General features: G+C 71.7%; 18 protein-coding genes. 5 read left to right on the top strand and 13 right to left on the bottom strand.

Translation table 11 applies throughout. The features are described from left to right. Positions 1-55: 55 nt before the first annotated feature. Complete coding sequence (locus tag ACSSS0_RS16560) at positions 56-991, bottom strand: WXG100 family type VII secretion target (protein ID WP_487228850.1); 936 nt, start codon at positions 989-991, stop codon at positions 56-58. Positions 992-1,190: 199 nt separating this feature from the next. Then, positions 1,191-1,982: an isoprenyl transferase gene (locus ACSSS0_RS16555; protein WP_487228849.1), complete on the bottom strand. Its 792-nt coding sequence runs from the start codon at positions 1,980-1,982 to the stop codon at positions 1,191-1,193. Between the two features lie 210 nt (positions 1,983-2,192). Here ACSSS0_RS16555 and trhA point away from each other — a divergent pair, with 210 nt between their 5' ends. Then, complete coding sequence (gene trhA, locus ACSSS0_RS16550) at positions 2,193-2,915, top strand: PAQR family membrane homeostasis protein TrhA (protein ID WP_487228848.1); 723 nt, start codon at positions 2,193-2,195, stop codon at positions 2,913-2,915. A 100-nt stretch (positions 2,916-3,015) separates the two neighbouring features. Here the strand turns inward: trhA and ACSSS0_RS16545 are convergent, their stop codons facing one another. Next, the gene (locus ACSSS0_RS16545) at positions 3,016-3,300 is read right to left on the bottom strand and encodes a hypothetical protein (protein ID WP_487228847.1); all 285 of its coding nucleotides are present in this window, start codon (positions 3,298-3,300) and stop codon (positions 3,016-3,018) included. Next, positions 3,297-4,319 carry a mycothiol conjugate amidase Mca gene (mca, locus tag ACSSS0_RS16540; RefSeq protein ID WP_487231219.1) on the bottom strand — a complete coding sequence of 341 codons (1,023 nt, stop codon included), beginning with the start codon at positions 4,317-4,319 and terminating at the stop codon, positions 3,297-3,299. Before mca ends, ACSSS0_RS16545 begins: the two co-directional genes overlap by 4 nt. Positions 4,320-4,530: 211 nt before the next feature. Here mca and ACSSS0_RS16535 point away from each other — a divergent pair, with 211 nt between their 5' ends. Both ACSSS0_RS16535 and greA read left to right on the top strand, forming a co-directional pair. Next, complete coding sequence (locus ACSSS0_RS16535) at positions 4,531-4,902, top strand: DUF4307 domain-containing protein (protein WP_487228846.1); 372 nt, start codon at positions 4,531-4,533, stop codon at positions 4,900-4,902. Positions 4,903-5,112: 210 nt separating this feature from the next. Further along, the gene (gene greA, locus ACSSS0_RS16530) at positions 5,113-5,598 is read left to right on the top strand and encodes a transcription elongation factor GreA (RefSeq protein ID WP_435986850.1); all 486 of its coding nucleotides are present in this window, start codon (positions 5,113-5,115) and stop codon (positions 5,596-5,598) included. A 187-nt stretch (positions 5,599-5,785) separates the two neighbouring features. On the opposite strand, the gene ACSSS0_RS16525 is transcribed toward greA, so the two are convergent. From ACSSS0_RS16525 to ACSSS0_RS16515, 3 genes are all read right to left on the bottom strand, one after another. Next, the gene (locus ACSSS0_RS16525) at positions 5,786-6,766 is read right to left on the bottom strand and encodes a hypothetical protein (protein ID WP_487228845.1); all 981 of its coding nucleotides are present in this window, start codon (positions 6,764-6,766) and stop codon (positions 5,786-5,788) included. 157 nt (positions 6,767-6,923) lie between these two features. Continuing rightward, entirely contained in the window at positions 6,924-8,264 is a 1,341-nt protein-coding gene (locus ACSSS0_RS16520) for a glutamate mutase L (protein ID WP_487228844.1), read from the bottom strand. Positions 8,265-8,293: 29 nt separating this feature from the next. Continuing rightward, positions 8,294-9,472: a cystathionine gamma-synthase gene (locus tag ACSSS0_RS16515; RefSeq protein ID WP_487228843.1), complete on the bottom strand. Its 1,179-nt coding sequence runs from the start codon at positions 9,470-9,472 to the stop codon at positions 8,294-8,296. Positions 9,473-9,586: 114 nt separating this feature from the next. Between ACSSS0_RS16515 and ACSSS0_RS16510 the strand changes: the two genes are divergently transcribed. Further along, on the top strand, positions 9,587-10,300 hold the full coding sequence (locus tag ACSSS0_RS16510; protein WP_487228842.1) for an SGNH/GDSL hydrolase family protein: 714 nt from the start codon (positions 9,587-9,589) through the stop codon (positions 10,298-10,300). Between the two features lie 49 nt (positions 10,301-10,349). Here ACSSS0_RS16510 and ACSSS0_RS16505 read toward each other — a convergent pair whose 3' ends face one another. From ACSSS0_RS16505 to ACSSS0_RS16480, 6 genes are all read right to left on the bottom strand, one after another. Continuing rightward, on the bottom strand, positions 10,350-11,159 hold the full coding sequence (locus tag ACSSS0_RS16505) for an amino acid ABC transporter ATP-binding protein (RefSeq protein WP_487228841.1): 810 nt from the start codon (positions 11,157-11,159) through the stop codon (positions 10,350-10,352). After that, complete coding sequence (locus ACSSS0_RS16500) at positions 11,156-11,824, bottom strand: amino acid ABC transporter permease (RefSeq protein WP_435986856.1); 669 nt, start codon at positions 11,822-11,824, stop codon at positions 11,156-11,158. The genes ACSSS0_RS16505 and ACSSS0_RS16500 overlap by 4 nt, the downstream gene beginning before the upstream one ends. 7 nt (positions 11,825-11,831) lie before the next feature. Continuing rightward, positions 11,832-12,644, bottom strand: a complete 813-nt coding sequence (locus ACSSS0_RS16495; RefSeq protein ID WP_487228840.1) for an amino acid ABC transporter substrate-binding protein — start codon at positions 12,642-12,644, stop codon at positions 11,832-11,834. Between the two features lie 168 nt (positions 12,645-12,812). Beyond that, entirely contained in the window at positions 12,813-13,295 is a 483-nt protein-coding gene (locus tag ACSSS0_RS16490) for a DUF4825 domain-containing protein (RefSeq protein ID WP_487228839.1), read from the bottom strand. A 188-nt stretch (positions 13,296-13,483) separates the two neighbouring features. Beyond that, positions 13,484-14,500, bottom strand: a complete 1,017-nt coding sequence (locus ACSSS0_RS16485; protein ID WP_487228838.1) for a GNAT family N-acetyltransferase — start codon at positions 14,498-14,500, stop codon at positions 13,484-13,486. Continuing rightward, positions 14,497-15,519 carry a GNAT family N-acetyltransferase gene (locus tag ACSSS0_RS16480; RefSeq protein ID WP_487228837.1) on the bottom strand — a complete coding sequence of 341 codons (1,023 nt, stop codon included), beginning with the start codon at positions 15,517-15,519 and terminating at the stop codon, positions 14,497-14,499. The genes ACSSS0_RS16485 and ACSSS0_RS16480 overlap by 4 nt, the downstream gene beginning before the upstream one ends. A gap of 162 nt (positions 15,520-15,681) precedes the next feature. Here ACSSS0_RS16480 and msrA point away from each other — a divergent pair, with 162 nt between their 5' ends. Then, the gene (gene msrA / locus ACSSS0_RS16475; RefSeq protein ID WP_435986861.1) at positions 15,682-16,356 is read left to right on the top strand and encodes a peptide-methionine (S)-S-oxide reductase MsrA; all 675 of its coding nucleotides are present in this window, start codon (positions 15,682-15,684) and stop codon (positions 16,354-16,356) included. Positions 16,357-16,375: the final 19 nt, after the last annotated feature.

Here is a 16,375-nt window from a genome sequence, read left to right as displayed (position 1 = left end):
ACGTCAACGATGCCGGGTGCCCCAAGGTTTCGCCTCCCGGGGCCCTCGGGACCGGTCAGAACGGCCACGCCTTGTCGGCGAGGTCGCCGATCGCGTCACCGGCGTCGGAGGCGAAGTCGCCCACCGCGTCGGCGGCGTCACCGGTGAAGTCGGTGATCGTGTCCCAGTTGTCGTAGACGAGCTGGCCGACCGCCATGCCACCGGCGGCGATGCCGCAGACGACGTCGACGGGAGGCGGCGTCATGAGCGCTGCGGCCCCGAGGCCGGTCATGACGGAGTCGTAGCCCGCGCGGCCGTAGTTGCCCTCGGAGATGTCGTTGGCGACGGTGAAGCCACCGAACGCGACGCCGATCGGGCCCAGCGCCTTGCCGACGGTGCCGAGGGTTCGGGCGAGCGCGCCGCCCTCGGCCAGGGACGGCATGAAGCGCGAGAGTGTGCCCCAGTTCTTCGGGTTGAGCGCGTCGCCGAACTCGGCGAGGCGGCCGGTGCCCCAGGCGTTCTTGAGGTTGGCGAACAGGCCCGTCGCGCGGTCCCAGCTGCCGAGGTTGGACAGGAAGTTCTTGACCTTCATGCCGGTGCCGAGGAGGCCGACTGCCGTGCCGAGGCCCTTGATCGGGGTCCACAGCGACTTGAGCAGGTCGTAGCCGGGGATGCCGCCGTTGCCGCTGCCGCCGCTGCCGCCGGACCCGCCGGGGCCCCCACCCGAGCCCGAGCCGCCCTGGCCGCTTGTGCTGTCCTGCGCCCCTGCGTTGCGTCGCAGCGCCTCGGCCAGCTTGCCGAGGTCCGTGCCGAACTGCGTCAGCTGCGCCTCCACCGGCGGCCACCGGTCCATCAGGTGGTCGAGGTCGGCGCCGCCCCACTGGCCCTTGAGGGCGTGGACCGCACGGCTCGCCTCTCCCTTGAGGGTGTCGCACTCACGGGCGTGCCCGGTGATGCGCTCGGCCGACGCCCGCAGGGCCACCGGGTCGGCACCCTTCTTGTAGATCGCCATCTCTCGTACTCCCCTGACGTCGTCGCCGTGTTCGTCGTGCTCGTGCTGGTGCCGGCCGGCTCGGAGCGGTCTGTGCACGCCCCCGGCGTCTCGGCCCACCCGCAACCTACGCAACCGCGCCAACCCGGACAATGGGGAGCACTCCCCACGGGTGCGGCGTGTCGCGGCCGGCCGCCCGTCCGGTCAGCCGAGCGGCCGGTCAGCCGCCGAAGCGACGGTGCCGGCCGGCATACGCCCTCAGGGCACGGAGGAAGTCGACGTGACGGAAGTCGGGCCAGTACGCCTCGCAGAAGTAGAACTCGGACGTCGCGCTCTGCCAGAGCAGGAAGCCGCCGAGCCGCTGCTCGCCCGAGGTGCGGATCACGAGGTCGGGGTCGGGCTGGCCCTTGGTGTAGAGGTGCTCGGCGATGTCCTCGACCGTGAGCTCCGCGGCGATCTGCTCGATCGTCTCGCCGTCGGCGGCGCGCGCGAGCAGCAGGTCGCGCACGGCGTCGGCGATCTCGCGGCGCCCCCCGTAGCCGACGGCGACGTTGACGGTCATGCCGTCGACGTCCTTGGTGCGCTCGGCCGACGCGCTGAGGCTCGCGGCCGTCTCGGGCGGCAGCAGGTCGAGGGCACCGACGATCTTGAGGTGCCAGTGCCCCGACTCGGCGAGGTCGGCGACGGCCGTCTCGATGATCTTGAGGAGCGGCGCGAGCTCCTCCTCGGCGCGGCGGAGGTTGTCGGTCGAGAGCAGCCAGAGGGTGACGTACTCGACGCCGGCCTCACGACACCACTCGAGCAGCTCCTCGATCTTGTCGGCCCCGGCCTGGTGGCCGCTCGCCGTCCCGGCGCCGCGGGCCCGGGCCCAGCGCCGGTTGCCGTCGAGCATGACGGCGACGTGCCGCGGGAGCGCCTCCCTGGGGAGGTCCTTGAGGACTCGGCGCTCGTACGCGCCGTAGACCACATCGCGCCACCCCACGGGGCCTCCTCGTCGACTCGCTCGTGTCATCGCCGGTCACGGTCTGGCAGCCCCGGGCGGGCCGCGGTCCCACCGTACCGCTCACCCATGGACGTGCCGAGGCGGTCGGGCGGGAGCCGGCGCGAGGCTTTCGTGAGGGCGTCGTGACGGTCTCGTGAAGGCCCCCTCGGGGCAGCTGCTCCCAGGAAACCTTGAACCTACGTTGCCGTAACTTACGGTCGCGTAGGTTACAGTGGGGCGATGAGCCGCACCCCCGAGCCCACCGCCGACCACGGCACCGAGGACGCGTCGAGCACCCCCGTCGCCGACCTCGTCGCGATCGTCAAGCCCCGCCTGCGCGGCTGGCTGCACCTCGCCATGTTCCCCGTCGCCCTCATCGGTGGCCTGGTCCTCGTGCTCGTCTCCGAACCCGGCTCGGTGCGCACGGCCTCGATCGTTTTCACGATCAGCGCGGCCCTGCTCTTCGGCGTCTCCGCGGTCTACCACCGCGGCACGTGGGGCCCCAGGATGTCGGGCCTGCTCAAGCGGTTCGACCACTCGAACATCTACCTCATCATCGCCGGCACCTACACGCCGTTCGCCGTGACCCTGCTGCCGGCCGACCAGGCCCGGCTCCTGCTGCTCGTCATCTGGGGCGGCGCCATCGCGGGCGTCCTCTTCCGGGTCTTCTGGGTCGGCGCGCCGCGCTGGCTCTACACGGCCCTCTACCTCGCGCTCGGCTGGGCCGCCATCTTCTACGTCGTGCCGTTCTGGCGCGAGGGCGGCCCGCTCATCGGCTCGCTCATCGGCCTCGGCGGCCTCATGTACACCGCGGGCGGCATCGTCTACGGCATCAAGCGGCCCAACCCGTGGCCCCGGTGGTTCGGCTTCCACGAGGTCTTCCACGCCTTCACGCTCGGCGGCTTCCTCACGCACTTCGCGGCCGTGACGCTCGCCGTCATCGGCTACCAGGCGGCCACCTGAGCCGGTGGCCTTCGAGGCCCTGCTCGACGGACATGACGAACGCCCCGGCACCGTGCCGGGGCGTTCGTCGTGTCCGAGGGCGTATGCCGCCCGCTGCGTCTCAGGGACGCGGCGCCTCGCCGGGCGCCTCGCCGGACGGCCGGGGGTCGTCTCCCGAGGCGTCCGCGTCGGGCTTCGGGGTGTCGGTCGCCGGACGCTCGTCCTTCGTCCCGTCGGCATCGGCGCCCGCGGCGAACTGCTCGGCGCGGTCCCGGTCGCGGTAGGCCATCCGGCGCAGCCGGCTGTTCATGTTGCGCACGAGGAACCACAGCGCGACCGCGAGGACGAAGAACGCGATGAAGCCCCAGATGCCGGGACCGATCGGGAGGTTGCCGCCGCCGCTCATCGGACGTCCGCCGTCGCGCTGTCGGACTCGGCGTCCTCGTCGGCGTGCGTGTCCGAGCTGTCGCCGTGGGCGCGACCGGACTCCTGCGCAGCCTCCTCCGGCTCGGGCTCGTCGGTGACGCGCCCGTCGTGGAGGAGCTCGAGGTCGGTCCGGGTGGCGAGCGCGTCGGCCTCGGCTGGGGTCCCGAGACCGGCGAAGAGGTCGTCCTCGCCGTCGGTGATCTCGACGTACGACATCGCGGCCTCGAACTCCTCGACGCCCCACACCCGCTTCTGGATCTCCAGCGGCACCTGGAACCAGAAGCCGTCGGGGTCGACCTGCGTCGCGTGCGCCATGAGCGCACGGTCACGGGTCTCGAAGAACTCGCCACACGCGATCGTCGTGGTCGGGCGGCCCGAACGCCGCGGCTTCCAGTTGGCCAGCCACTCGGCATACGGGCTCTCGAGCCCCTCGGCCAGCATCGCGTCGTGGATCGCCTCGAGGCGGTCCTTGGACCAGCCGCCGTTGTAGTAGATCTTGAGCGGCTGCCACGGCTCCCCGGCGTGCGGGTAGCGGGTCGGGTCGCCCGCCGCCTCGAAGGCCGCCATCGAGACCGTGTGGCACATGATGTGGTCCGGGTGGGGGTAGCCGCCCTTCTCGTCGTACGTCGTCATGACGTGGGGGCGCCACGCGCGGATGACCCGCACGAGCGCCTCGGTCGTCACGTCGACGTCCTCGAGCGCGAAGCAGCCGTCGGGCAGCGGCGGCAGCGGGTCGCCCTCCGGCAGACCGGAGTCGACGAAGCCGAGCCACGTGTGCTCGCAGCCGAGCACGTCCTGGGCGGCCTTCATCTCGTCGCGCCGCACCTGGGCGATGTCGCGCAGGATGTGCGGGTCGTCCTTGAGCTTCTCGTTGAGGATGTCGCCGCGCTCGCCGCCGGTGCAGGACACGACCATGACGGACGTGCCGTCGGCGACGTACCTGGCCGTCGTCGCGGCGCCCTTGCTCGACTCGTCGTCGGGGTGCGCGTGCACCGCCATCAAACGCATGCCCTCGGCCACGTGGCTCCCTGTTCGTCGTCAGTCGTCGTCAGTCGTCGGTGTGGGGCGCGGGTGGCTGGTGTTGCCCGATGCCTCTCGGCGCCCGGGTCCCTGCGGCTCTCGCCGTGCCATGGGAGACACTGGACCCGACCGCCATCCTCTCACTCCCCCGCACCTGACGATGCGCGGGCTCGAACCGCCAGGACTCCGTATGCCGTCCCGCACGACCCTGCCCCGCCCCGCCCCCGGCCAGCTCAAGTGGTGGGTCGTCGGCACGGTCGGCATCCTCGCCGGTGTCGGCCTCGCCATCTGGTTCGGCCTGTCGTCCACGCTGGGGCAGCCGAGCTGGCAGACCCTGGGCTACAAGGTGGTCAGCGACCAGCAGGTGCGCGTCGACTTCCAGGTCTACCGGCCCGGCGGCACGGCCCTGACGTGCACCGTCGAGGCGCTCTCTCGCGACTTCGCGCCCGTGGGGACGAGCACGGTGCAGGTGCCGGCGAGCGCCGACGAGACGACGAACGAGTCGGTGACGCTCCGCACGACCTCACGCGCGGTGACCGGCCAGGTCAGGACCTGCTCCTGACCCGGGCCTCCACGGCGGGCGCCCGGCGCGGAAATGCCGCGTGAACTGCACGTTTGCCGTTCATTTTGTTATCCTTGTTCCTTCATCCAGGGCCCGGACCCGTCGCCGACCGGCATACGAGTTGTCGACATCCCCGTTCGGGCCCTTCTTTTTGTGCAGGCGCCCACGCGGAGCACCGCGTGGGCGCTGTTCATCCGAGGAGTGACAACCGTGACCGAGACTGCCGCTGGCTTCCTGACCCAGGAGGCCTATGACCGCCTCAAGGCGGAGCTCGACCAGCTGACGGGCGAAGGTCGCATCGATATCGCTCGCAAGATCGAGGAGGCCCGCGAGGAGGGCGACCTCAAGGAGAACGGCGGATACCACGCCGCCCGCGAGGAGCAGGGCAAGATGGAGGCCCGCATCCGCCAGCTCACCGAGCTGCTCCAGACCGCGACGATCGGCGAGACGCCGCCCGACGACGGTGTCGTCGAGCCGGGCATGCTCGTGACGGTCGAGATCTTCGGCGACGAGGAGACCTTCCTGCTCGGCAACCGCGAGATCGCCGACGGCTCCGACCTGCAGGTCTTCTCCGAGAAGTCCGCCATGGGCTCCGCCATCAACGGCAAGAGCGTCGGCGACGAGACGAGCTACGAGGCCCCCAACGGCAAGACCATCGGCGTCAAGATCATCGCCGCGAAGCCCTACACCGGCTGAGCACCGCAGACGCCTGACGCACGGGCCGGGATCCCTACAAGGGGGTCCCGGCCCGTTCGCACACCCCCACCCCAACCGTCGAAAGGCCACAAACCGGGACGCGGCACTGCCTCCCCCACCGTCGAGAGGCCACAAACCGGGCCAGCCGGGCCGGGCCGGCCGGGCCGGGCGTCGCGAGCCTGGCGCTTCAGCCGCGACGCGGCCGTCGGAACTGCTGCGGCGCATGGAACTGCGGCCCGGCCTCGTTGAAGGCCAACGTCTCGGGATCCCTGCCCAACGCGACGGCGAGCTCGATGAGACGCTCCTGCCGGTCCGCATCGACAAACACGTCGTCGCTCACGATCGGGATCACCGTCCAGTCGTTGCGCCGGAAACGCTCGAAGCGGATCTCGTCGGCCGCCTGCTGCTCAGCGGAGGAGTGCCAGCGGACCCCTTGGTACTCCCCGACCACGCGCTCCTTCCGCCACACGAAGTCACCACACCCCAGCCACTCGTCCGACTCGCTCACCACCGGCTCGTTGAGCAGGGGTTCGGGCAGCCCGGCACGAATGATCATCAGCCTCGCCCGGGTCTCCATCGCGGATGCCGACCCCACCCGAATCCGCGGAATGGCATACGTCAAGGTCACCTTGCCGCGAGGTCTGACCCTCCGTTCGACGGCTCGTTTGAGTGGTTCGACCGCACCGACGAGGTTCGCCACCGCGTCACCGGCCGCGATGAGGTCATCGAGACCAGCCGGCTTGCCGGCTCCCACCATCTCGCCGAGGTCGACCCAGGTGTCGCACGGATCGATGACCGGGAGGCCGTGGACGTAGATGGTCCGTCGCCACTCCAAGCCACGGTGACCGCACACCTCGTCGCGACGCATCCGATTGGACACCGTGCCCCGCATGATGTGCAGCTGGCAGTCGGCCTCCATCTGCTCCGCGATGGGAACGTCGAGGAGCTGTGCGGCCGTGACGTGAGAGAACGCGAACGGCCAGCGCGATGCCGCGGCGAAGGCACGTGCCCGCTCGAGCAGGTCCAGCGGAGGGTCGGTCGTTCGCACCCCGTGGGTGGGGCGCCACAGGTCGGCCCCACGGAGACAGTCCTCCGTGACGCCGAGACCGAGGGCGTCCCGGACAGAGAACGGCCTGGCCAGCAGCGAGGGCGGCAACGACGGTTCCACGCCTCGACCATCGCGCCCTGAGGAGTGAGAAGGCCGACCAGCCCATAATCCTGGGGACAGTCCGCGCAGCCTCACTAGGGGTGTGGACAGCCCCGGTTTGTGGCCTTTCGACGGTTGAGGACCTGGTGCCTGGCCCCGGTTCGTGGCCTTTCGACGGTCAGGGGATCTGGGTGGCTACGCGCTCGGCGAGGGGGAGCTCGTCGGCGAGCAGGCCCGCCGCGAAGAGGAGGTATGCCGTGTCGACCGTCGCGCGGGCCGCGCGCGGCACCTTCCAGCCGCCGGCGTGGTCGGACAGGACCGCACCGAGCACGTGGTCCCGACCGGCCGCGTCGGTGTGCCGCAGCACTCCCCCGGACCCGACGAGGGCCGTGACGTTCGCGAGCGGCCGCGGCGACTCGGTCGGCTGGGCCGGGCGCGCGTGCCGGCGCACCGCGACGAGGGCCGCGAGCCGAGCCAGCTCGAGGTCGAGGCCCCGCTCGACGTCGTCGACGGGGAGCGAGCCGGGGCGCTCGTGGACACGGGCGGCATATGCCGTCAGCGCCTCGGGGTCGGCCACGCTGTCGAGCAGGTGCTCGGCCACGGCGGCCTCGACGACGTGCTCGGCGTTCCACCGCATGCCGAGGTCGCCCTCGACGGTGCGGGCGTGCCAGAGCGGCGCCACGACGTCCTTGCGCAGGCCGGCGTCCTCCCCCTCGGGCGTCAGGCACGAGTAGACGTCGGTCGTCGCGCCGCCGATGTCGACGACGAGGACGTCGCCACCGTCGGTCACCGACGCCAGCACCTCGACGCCGCGCAGGACGACGTCGGGGGTCGCCGCCTCGACCATCTCGGCGAAGGCCGGGTCGCGCGAGAGCCCCTTGCCGCCGATGACGTGGCGCAGGAAGGCGTCGCGGATCGCGGCGCGGGCCGACTCCGGCGCGATGACCCCGATCTGCGGGAGCACGTTGTCGGCGAGGACCGTCGGCCGACCCGTCGTCGCGAGGACGGCCGCCGCCTCGTCACGGGCGTCGACGTTGCCGGCGACGACGACCGGCACCGCGTGCGCGCCGTGGCCGCCGATCGCGCCCTTGGCGAGCCGGCCGGCGTTGTGCAGCAGGACGTTGCCGTTGCCGCCGTCGGTGCCGCCGACGAGCAGGATCATGTCCGGTCGGGACGCCCGGATGCCCGCGACGTCGGCCGTCGTCAGCTCCCCCGCCGCGACGTGGACGACCTTGGCGCCGGCGGACAGCCCGACGCGGTGACCGGCCTGGGCCGTGACGGTGCGCTCGTAGCCGACGACAGCCAGCCGGAGCCCACCTCCGGCGCTCGAGCAGGCCCGCACCGTCGCGTCGTCGGGGACGTCGAGTGCGCCCCGCAGCGTCCGGTAGCCGTCGAGGATGTCGCCCCGACCCTGCGTGCCCGTCGTCGGGGTCGACGCCGTGCCGAGCACGGTGCCGTCGTCGGCGAGGAGGGCACCCTTGGTGAAGGTCGACCCGAAGTCGACGGCGAGGATCGTCATGCGTGGTGGTCCGGTGTCGCGAGTGGTGCTCAGCCGTGGATGTCGAGCGCCTCGCGCAGGTCGGCGACGAGGTCGTCGACGTCCTCGATGCCGACCGACAGGCGGATGAGGTCGGACGGCACCTCGAGCTCGGTGCCGGCGACGCTCGCGTGCGTCATGCGACCCGGGTGCTCGATGAGCGACTCGACGCCGCCGAGCGACTCGCCGAGCGTCCACAGCCTCACCGCCGCGCACGCCTTGACGGCGGCGTCCTCGCCGCGACGCATCCGGAAGCTCACCATGCCGCCGAAGCGCTTCATCTGGCGCGCCGCGACGTCGTGGTTGGCGTGGCCGGGCAGGCCCGGGTAGAGCACCTGGGAGACGCCGTCGTGGCCCTCGAGGAACTCGACGACCTTCTCGGCGTTGTCGCAGTGGCGCTCCATGCGGATGGCGAGCGTCTTGAGGCCGCGCAGGGTCAGCCAGGAGTCGAACGGGCCGGCGACACCGCCGATGCTGTTCTGGTGGAAAGCGATCCGCTCCTCGGCGTCCTCGAATCCGGGCACCGAGATGTTCGTGGCCGTCACGACGGCGCCGCCGACGACGTCGCTGTGCCCGCCGGAGTACTTCGTCGTGGAGTGCGTGACGACGTCGGCGCCGAGCGCGAGAGGGCTCTGGAGGTAGGCGGTCGCGAAGGTGTTGTCGACGACGAGAACCGCACCGGCCTCGTGGGCGATCGCGGCGATGGCCTCGAGGTCGGCGATGCCGAGCAGCGGGTTCGTCGGGGTCTCGACCCAGACCATCTTCGTCTGCCCCGGGCGGATCGCCGCGCGGACCGCCTCGACGTCGCCCATGTTCGCGATGGAGTGCTCGACGCCCTGCGGCTTGGCGACCTTGTTGAAGTAGCGGTAGGTGCCGCCGTAGGCGTCGTTGGGCACGACGACGTGGTCGCCGGGGACGAGGAGCGCGCGGGCGACGGTGTCCTGGCCGGCGAGGCCGGACGCGAACGCGAAGCCGCGGCTGCCGCCCTCGAGCGCGGCGATGCACTCCTCGAGCGCCGTGCGGGTCGGGTTGGCCGACCGGCTGTACTCGTAGCCGTTGCGGAAGCCGCCGATGCCGTCCTGCTTGTACGTCGACACCTGGTAGATCGGGGGCACCACCGCTCCGGTGAGCTCGTCGGCCTCCTGGCCGGCGTGGATGGCGCGTGTGGAGAAGCCGTGCTCGTCAGACATGAGGACGAGCCTATGCCCTGGGCGACGGCCCCCTGACCGCCGTTGGGCTCCGCACCGCACCCGCCACGGCGGCGTTGCGGCGGAGGTCACCCCCACGTCTGCGATGCTGCCGTGGTGGCGCCCGACTTCGACTACAGCAACCGCAGCGAACGGCCGCGCGGTCCGGTGCTGTCGGCGCTCTCGACGGCCTTCCCCGGCATCCGCTCGGTCCAGGAGCAGGTGCTGCCGTATGCCGTGTGGTGGGAGTCCCACAACCGCGTGGCCGCCGAGGGCGGCGGGCCCCTGTGGGTCGCCCTCGGCGACTCGATGACCCAGGGCATCGGCGCGAGCGCCCCCGACCGCGGCTGGGTCGGGCAGCTGAGCGAGCGGCTCGCGGTGCGCGGGTGGGACCACCGCGTCGTCAACCTCGGCGTCAACGGCGCCCGGGTCGAGGACGTCCTCGACCGGCAGCTGCCGGCTCTCGAGGCCCTCGCCGCCGACGGACCGTCGCCTGCCCTCGTCACTGTCGTCATCGGCTCGAACGACGTCGTCGTGCGCCGCCACCGTCGCGGTCTCGTCGAGCGTTTCGCCGCGATGCTCGACCGGTTGCCCGAGGGTGCGCTCGTTTCGAACCTGCCCAACCCGCACCGTGAGGCGCGGCTCGTGGACACGATGCTGCGCGAGCGCGCCGACGCCGGCCGTCTCGTCCTCGTCGACATGCGCCGCGACGGCCCCCGCTCGTGGCGTGGCCGGCTCGCGTCCGACAAGTTCCACCCGAACGACCGCGGCTACGCCGAGATGGCGACCGTCGTGGAGCGCGCCGTCGACCGAGCCGGCCTCGTCGCCTGAGCCGAGCGGACGGCATACGCCTTCGGATTGCCCTGCGTGGCAGCCCTGTTCAGTCGAGCGGGTCGAGGATCCGGTGCAGGAACTGGCGGGCGCGCTCGGTGCGCGGCCGAGTCAGCACCTCGTCGGGAGTGCCCTGCTCGACGATGACGCCGCCGTCCATGAAGAGCACCTGGTCGGCGACCTGCTGGGCGAAGCGGATCTCGTGCGTCACGACGACCATCGTCCAGCCTTGTGCCGCCAGGTCCTTCATGACGACGAGCACCTCGCCGACGAGCTCGGGGTCGAGCGCCGACGTCGGCTCGTCGAAGAGCATGAGCTTGGGCTTGACGGCGAGCGCCCGGGCGATGCCGACGCGTTGCTGCTGGCCGCCGGAGAGCTGGTAGGGATAGGCGTCGGCCTTCTCCTCCAGCCCGACGAGTCGCAGCAGCTCACGCGCCTCCCGCGCCACCTCCGGGCGGTCCCGACGCTGGGCGAGCACCGGTCCGGCCGTGACGTTCTCGAGGACCGTCAGGTGCGGGAAGAGGTGGTGCGACTGGAAGACCATGCCGCTCTGGGCCCGGAGGGTCGCGACCTGTCGCTTCGTCACCGGACGTTGCGCGAAGTCGACCTCGACCTCACCGATGCGGACGACCCCGGCGTCGGCGACGTCGAGCGCGTTGAGCGAGCGCAGCACCGTCGTCTTGCCGGAGCCGGACGGGCCGATGAGGACGGTGACGCTGCCGCTCGCGACCTCGAAGTCGATCGACCGGAGCACCTCGTGGTCACCGAACGACTTCGCGAGGCCGGACACCGCGACGAGCGGGCCGGACTGTGCCGCAGTGGATTCCGCGGGCGTCGGGGGCGTGGTGGGCTCGGTCATGTCGCGACGTACCTGTTCTGTCGTTCCTCGAGGCGGGTCTGGACGAAGGAGAGGATGAGGCAGACGACCCAGTAGTAGACGGCGGCGACGCCGTAGAGGGCGAAGAACTGGTACGTCGGCGCCGCGGCCTCCTGCGCCACGCGGAGCAGCTCGGTGACCTGGATGGTCGACGCGAGCGAGGTGTCCTTGACGAGGGAGATGAGCGTGTTGGACAGGGGCGGGATGGCCGTGCGCGCGGCCTGCGGCAGGACGACCCGGCGCAGCGTCGTGACGTAGCCCATCCCGACCGTCGAGGCGGCCTCCCACTGGCCCTTGGGGACGGAGAGGATGGCCGACCGGATCACCTCGGCCGCATAGCCCCCGACGTTGAGCGTGAAGGCGAGCACCGCCGCCGGGAAGGGGTCGAAGCGCACGCCGAGGGCGGGCAGGCCGTAGTAGATGATGAAGAGCTGCAGCAGCAGCGGCGTGCCGCGGACCAGCGAGATGTAGACACGCGCCACGGACGAGACCACGCGCACCGACGACAGCCGCATGAGGGCGACGCCGAGCGCGAGGACCAGTCCGAGGACGAAGCTGATGATGGTGAGCGGGATCGTCGAGGTCACCGTGGCCCGCAGCAGCGGGCCCAGCGAGTCGAGGATCAGCTGGGTCGTCTGTTCGTCCACGACCCGATCACGAACCAGAGGCGCCGGCGGGCTGCTTCGAGACGTCGGCCGAGAAGTACTTCTGCGAGATCTTCGTCAGGGTGCCGTCGGCCTCGAGGTCGGCGAGCGCCTGGTCGATAGCGGCGACGAGATCTGAGTCCTTGCGGGTCGCGACGACCTGCTCGGAGACGTCACCGGTCCTGGCCGCGATCTTCACCGTCCGGTCGCCGGTCGACTTCTGGTAGTCGAGCACCGCGAGGCTGTCGTTGACGGTCGCGTCGACGCGCGACTGCTTGAGGAGGGTGACGGCCTGCGTGAACCCCTCGACCGACTCCACCTGCGCACCGGCGTCCTTGGCGACCTTGGCCCAGTTGCTCGTCAGGCTCTGCGCGGACTTCTTGCCCTCGAGGCTCGCGAGCGAGGTGATCGACGCGTCGTTCGCGCGGGTGGCGATGACGCCCTCGGACCACGTGTAGGTGCTGCTGAGGCCGTAGAGGCCGGCGCGCTCGGGGTTCTTCGTGACCTGGTTGACGACGACGTCGTAGCGGTCGGCGGCGAGGCCGGCGAAGATCGCGTCCCAGGGGGTCTCGACGTACTCGACCTTGACGCCGAGCTTGTCGGCGACGGCCTCGGCGACCTCGACGTCGTAGCCGGTGAGGGCGTTCGTCTTCGGGTCGTGGAACGAGAACGGCGAGTAGGTGCCCTCGGTCGCGACGCGCAGGACGCCTGCCTGCTTGACGGACTCGAGGTCGGAGCCGCCACCGGAGCCGGTGCTGCAGGCGGTGAGGACGACGGCGACGAGCGTGGCGAGCAGGGCGGTGAGGGTGAACCTCGAACGCATGGTGGGCACTTCCTGGAGGATCGGCGGGATGGCTTCCGGACGGCCGCCAACCTATAAGCCCACCTTGGGATGGGCATAATCAGTTGTCGACGTGGTCCATCGCGTGCCAACCGAGCCGGGGCCGCTCGCATTCCCGCCCCGGCGTGTCGCGCGTCGCCGCCGGCGCGCTCAGTCGTCGAGCGAGCGGACGTAGTCGGACAGCGCGGCACGGTCGGTGCCCAGCGTCTTGACGTCGTGCCCGAGCGTGGCGGTCGCCTCCCGCGCCGTCAGCGTGAAGGTCCGCCCGGGGCCGGTGACGTGGACGGCGTCGAGGTTGGTCACCGTGCCGAGCAGCAGCGTGGCCGGACCGGTGAGGTCGGTCGCGTCGAGCGGCTTGGCCGGGTCGGTGACGGTGATCGTCACGGCATACGGAGGGCGCGTCGTCCACAGCGACAGCGAGTAGCTGCCGGCGGGCCCGAACCCGGCGTCCCCGACGAGCGCGATGACCTTCGAGTTGTCGCCGACGTATGCCGTCCGGTCGGCCCAGAGCGCCTGCACGCGGTCCTCGGAGGCCACCGACCCGGACGGTACGGACGGCGCGTCCGCCCGGGACGTCGTGCACCCGGCGAGGGTGACGCCGATGGCCAGCGAGACGAGCGCGGTCCGGAGCATGAGAGGTCTCCTGTCTGCGGCACCGACCACCGGTGCGCTGCACCGCAGGGACGCCGGGCGCCCTCCCCCGGTTCCGGCCCGTCCGGAGCAGGGCTTGGCCGACACCGTGGTCGCGGACCCGGAGCGCCGCCGACCTCCGGTCACCGACATCGACGCGACCGACGGGACGGTGCGGGGCCGCCGTGGGTTCACCGGCCCGGGGCGCCTCGGAGGTCCTTGGCCCACTCCCGCGTCCAGCCCGTCACGACGAAGCCCATCCGCTCGTTGATCGCGACCATGTGGGTGTTCGTGTCGGCGTTCCACGTGCGCACGGTCGCGGCGTCGGGGCGCTCCCGCTGGAGGGCGCGGAGGTTCGCGAGCTTGACGGCCAGGCCCAGCGCCTGTCCCCGGTGCTCGCGCAGGACCAGGGTGTCCGACTGGACGGCGAGGTCGGGCTGCCCGGGTCGCACGACGATGTCGGTGAAGGCCACGAGCCGCCCGGTCGGCACGTGCCGCGCGACGGACTCGACGCCCCAGATGGGACTCGGCGTGTTCCAGACCTGCCGCACCCGCTCGGCGTCCCAGTCCTCCTCGTCGAGCTCGATGTCGCCCGACGGGGCGTCGGTGCTCATCCGTCGCGCGAGCAGCGCCCGGTCCTCGAGCCACTCCTCGGGAAGCCCGTCGACCGACGTCTCGATGACGTATGCCGCCGGGTCGGGTCGCGGGTCGAGCGCGGTCAGCGCGGCGTCGTCCACGGGCAGGGGCAGATCCTGACGGAGGTCGAGGAGCGTCTGGCCGTAGCCGTTCGCGAGGGCGAATCCCGTTGCGGCGTCGCCGTTCTCGACGGGGGCGCCGCTGTGCTCGTGGATGCGGTCGCGCCCGTCGTCGCGCAGCACCTGCTCGCAGTGGGCGAGGAGGGCCGAGCCGACCCCGCGCCTCTGGTGGTCGGGGTGGACCGAGAGCCAGAGGCCGGCGGTCCCGACGTTGTCGCGGGTCCGACGGATCGTCTGCGCCGCAGCGAGGGGGAGGTCCGAGCCGTCCTCGGTGACGACGAACGCACGCCGCACCTCGTGCCGACGCGCCGCGACGTCGACGACCTCCTCGATCGACGTGCGCTCGGCCGCGGGGCCCCACACGCCGCGGTTGGCCGCGTGGTGCACCTCAAGCCACGCCTCGCTCGCCGGGTCGGCGACTGCGAGCTCGATCTCCTTGACCTGCAGGCTCATTCGCCGCTCCCGGTGACCTTCTGCCACTCCCGGCTGTAGCCGTCGACGGTGTAGCCGAGCTGCCGGTTGACCGCCAGCATGTGCTCGTTGGAGGCGGCGTTCCACGTGCGGACAGACGTCACCGCCGGCAGCTCCTCCATGAGCCGCAGCGCGTTGGCGGCCTTGAGCCGCAGGCCCAGCCCGTGGCCGCGGTGCTCCGTGAGGACGAGCGTGTCCTGCTGGTAACCGACGTCGGGGGTGCCCGCGGAGACCCCGACGGTGGTGAAGGCGACGAGGCGCCCGGTCGGCGTGTGGCGGGCGACCGACTCGACGACCCGGCGGCCCGACTCCCTGGCCCGGTGCTGCGCCTCTCGCAGCCGGTCGGCGTCCCAGTCCTCCTCCTCGAGGTCGAGGTCGTCGGCCGGGGCGTCCGTGCTCATCCGCTGCTGGAGCACGGCACGGCCGTCGAGCCACTCGTCCGGCATCACGTCGACCCAGCTCTCCACGACGTAGTCCTCGGCCCCCGGGGCCGCCAGCGCTTCACGCAGCGCGTCACGGTCGGCGGGGAGCTGTTGCTCGCTGCGCAGCACCGTCTGGCCCACGGCGTAGCCCCGCTGCGTCGCGAAGCCCTCCGCCTCGTCGGAGCGGCCCTCTGCCCACTCCGTCTCGACCATGATCGTCGTGCGGCCCTCGGCGGCGCAGATGCGCTCGGCCTCGGCCAGCAAGGCCGAGCCGATCCCCCGTCCGCGGTGGCCGCGCTCGACCGAGAGCCACAGCATCGCCTGGCGCAGGTTGTCCCGCGTCGGCAGCATGACCTCGAGCGCGCCGACGAGCCGCTCCCCCAGCCAGACGGCCCGGTCGACCCGCTTCTTGTCCCCCGCCCGGTGGAAGCCCTGGATCTCCTCGAGCGTCCAGGCGCTGCCCCGATCGCCGAAGAGGTCGCGTTGGATGCCGGCGTGGACCTCGATCCAGCGGGCCGCGTCGTCGTGCGACGCCGGGTCGAGCAGGTCGATGGGTCGGATCTCGAAGTCGTCGCTCACGCGCCAGAGTCTGTCGACCCTGCCACGGCGGTGCCAGTGATTTGTCCCCAGCTGTGCGACCCGGCATACGCAGGGGGTCTCGGACGTTACAGGGACGTAAGACGCTCCCAGCACGAAGGATGTGACACTGGCATGGTGTTCGGATTCGGTAGGAAGTCCCAGATGCCCAGCCGCGACGAGGCCCTCCCGGGTCGCGCGGACCGCCCGTATGCCGTGAACCCGACCCACGTCGTGCTCGGCACCCCGCTCGAGGGCCCGTGGCCCGACGGCTCCGAGGTGCTCTACGTCGCGATGGGCTGCTTCTGGGGTGTCGAGCGGATCTTCTGGAAGCAGGACGGCGTCATCTCCACGGCCGCGGGCTACATGGGGGGCTACACCCCCCACCCGACGTACGAGGAGACGTGCACCGGCCGCACCGGGCACGCCGAGACCGTCCGGGTCGTCTACGACCCCGAGCGGACGTCGCCCGAGCTGCTGCTCAAGGCCTTCTGGGAGAACCACGACCCGACGACGGCCAACCGTCAGGGCAACGACATCGGCACCGCCTACCGCTCGGCGATCTACTGGACGACCGACGGGCAGCGGCTCGCGGCCGAGGCGACGCGTGAGGCGTTCCAGAAGGTCCTCGACGACAACGGCTACGGGCAGATCTCCACCGAGATCCGCTCGGCGGACGACGCAGGCCCGTTCTACCTCGCCGAGGACTACCACCAGGGCTACCTGCACAAGAACCCCGGCGGCTACTGCAACCACGGCCCCAACGGCATGACGTGCCCGGTGGGGATCGTGCGCCAGGACCAGCTGCCGGCCCAGCAGGACATCGCCCCGCCGGCCTGACGGCTCTCCGACGGCCCCC

Source organism: Terrabacter sp. R4-6, from assembly GCF_057529065.1.
Note: the sequence above shows the minus strand (reverse complement) of the source record. Positions and strands in the feature narration are given on the sequence as shown.

Bases quoted from the DNA above. Each gene is read 5' to 3' on its own strand.
- ACSSS0_RS16495 (WP_487228840.1), bottom strand. From the start codon at position 12,644: ATGCGTTCGAGGTTCACCCTCACCGCCCTGCTCGCCACGCTCGTCGCC.
- trhA (WP_487228848.1), top strand. From the start codon at position 2,193: ATGAGCCGCACCCCCGAGCCCACCGCCGACCACGGCACCGAGGACGCG.
- ACSSS0_RS16490 (WP_487228839.1), bottom strand. From the start codon at position 13,295: ATGCTCCGGACCGCGCTCGTCTCGCTGGCCATCGGCGTCACCCTCGCC.
- mca (WP_487231219.1), bottom strand. From the start codon at position 4,319: ATGGCGGTGCACGCGCACCCCGACGACGAGTCGAGCAAGGGCGCCGCG.
- ACSSS0_RS16520 (WP_487228844.1), bottom strand. From the start codon at position 8,264: ATGACGATCCTCGCCGTCGACTTCGGGTCGACCTTCACCAAGGGTGCC.
- msrA (WP_435986861.1), top strand. From the start codon at position 15,682: ATGCCCAGCCGCGACGAGGCCCTCCCGGGTCGCGCGGACCGCCCGTAT.
- ACSSS0_RS16555 (WP_487228849.1), bottom strand. From the start codon at position 1,982: ATGACACGAGCGAGTCGACGAGGAGGCCCCGTGGGGTGGCGCGATGTG.
- ACSSS0_RS16560 (WP_487228850.1), bottom strand. From the start codon at position 991: ATGGCGATCTACAAGAAGGGTGCCGACCCGGTGGCCCTGCGGGCGTCG.
- ACSSS0_RS16485 (WP_487228838.1), bottom strand. From the start codon at position 14,500: ATGAGCCTGCAGGTCAAGGAGATCGAGCTCGCAGTCGCCGACCCGGCG.
- ACSSS0_RS16535 (WP_487228846.1), top strand. From the start codon at position 4,531: ATGCCGTCCCGCACGACCCTGCCCCGCCCCGCCCCCGGCCAGCTCAAG.
- ACSSS0_RS16545 (WP_487228847.1), bottom strand. From the start codon at position 3,300: ATGAGCGGCGGCGGCAACCTCCCGATCGGTCCCGGCATCTGGGGCTTC.
- ACSSS0_RS16515 (WP_487228843.1), bottom strand. From the start codon at position 9,472: ATGTCTGACGAGCACGGCTTCTCCACACGCGCCATCCACGCCGGCCAG.
- ACSSS0_RS16505 (WP_487228841.1), bottom strand. From the start codon at position 11,159: ATGACCGAGCCCACCACGCCCCCGACGCCCGCGGAATCCACTGCGGCA.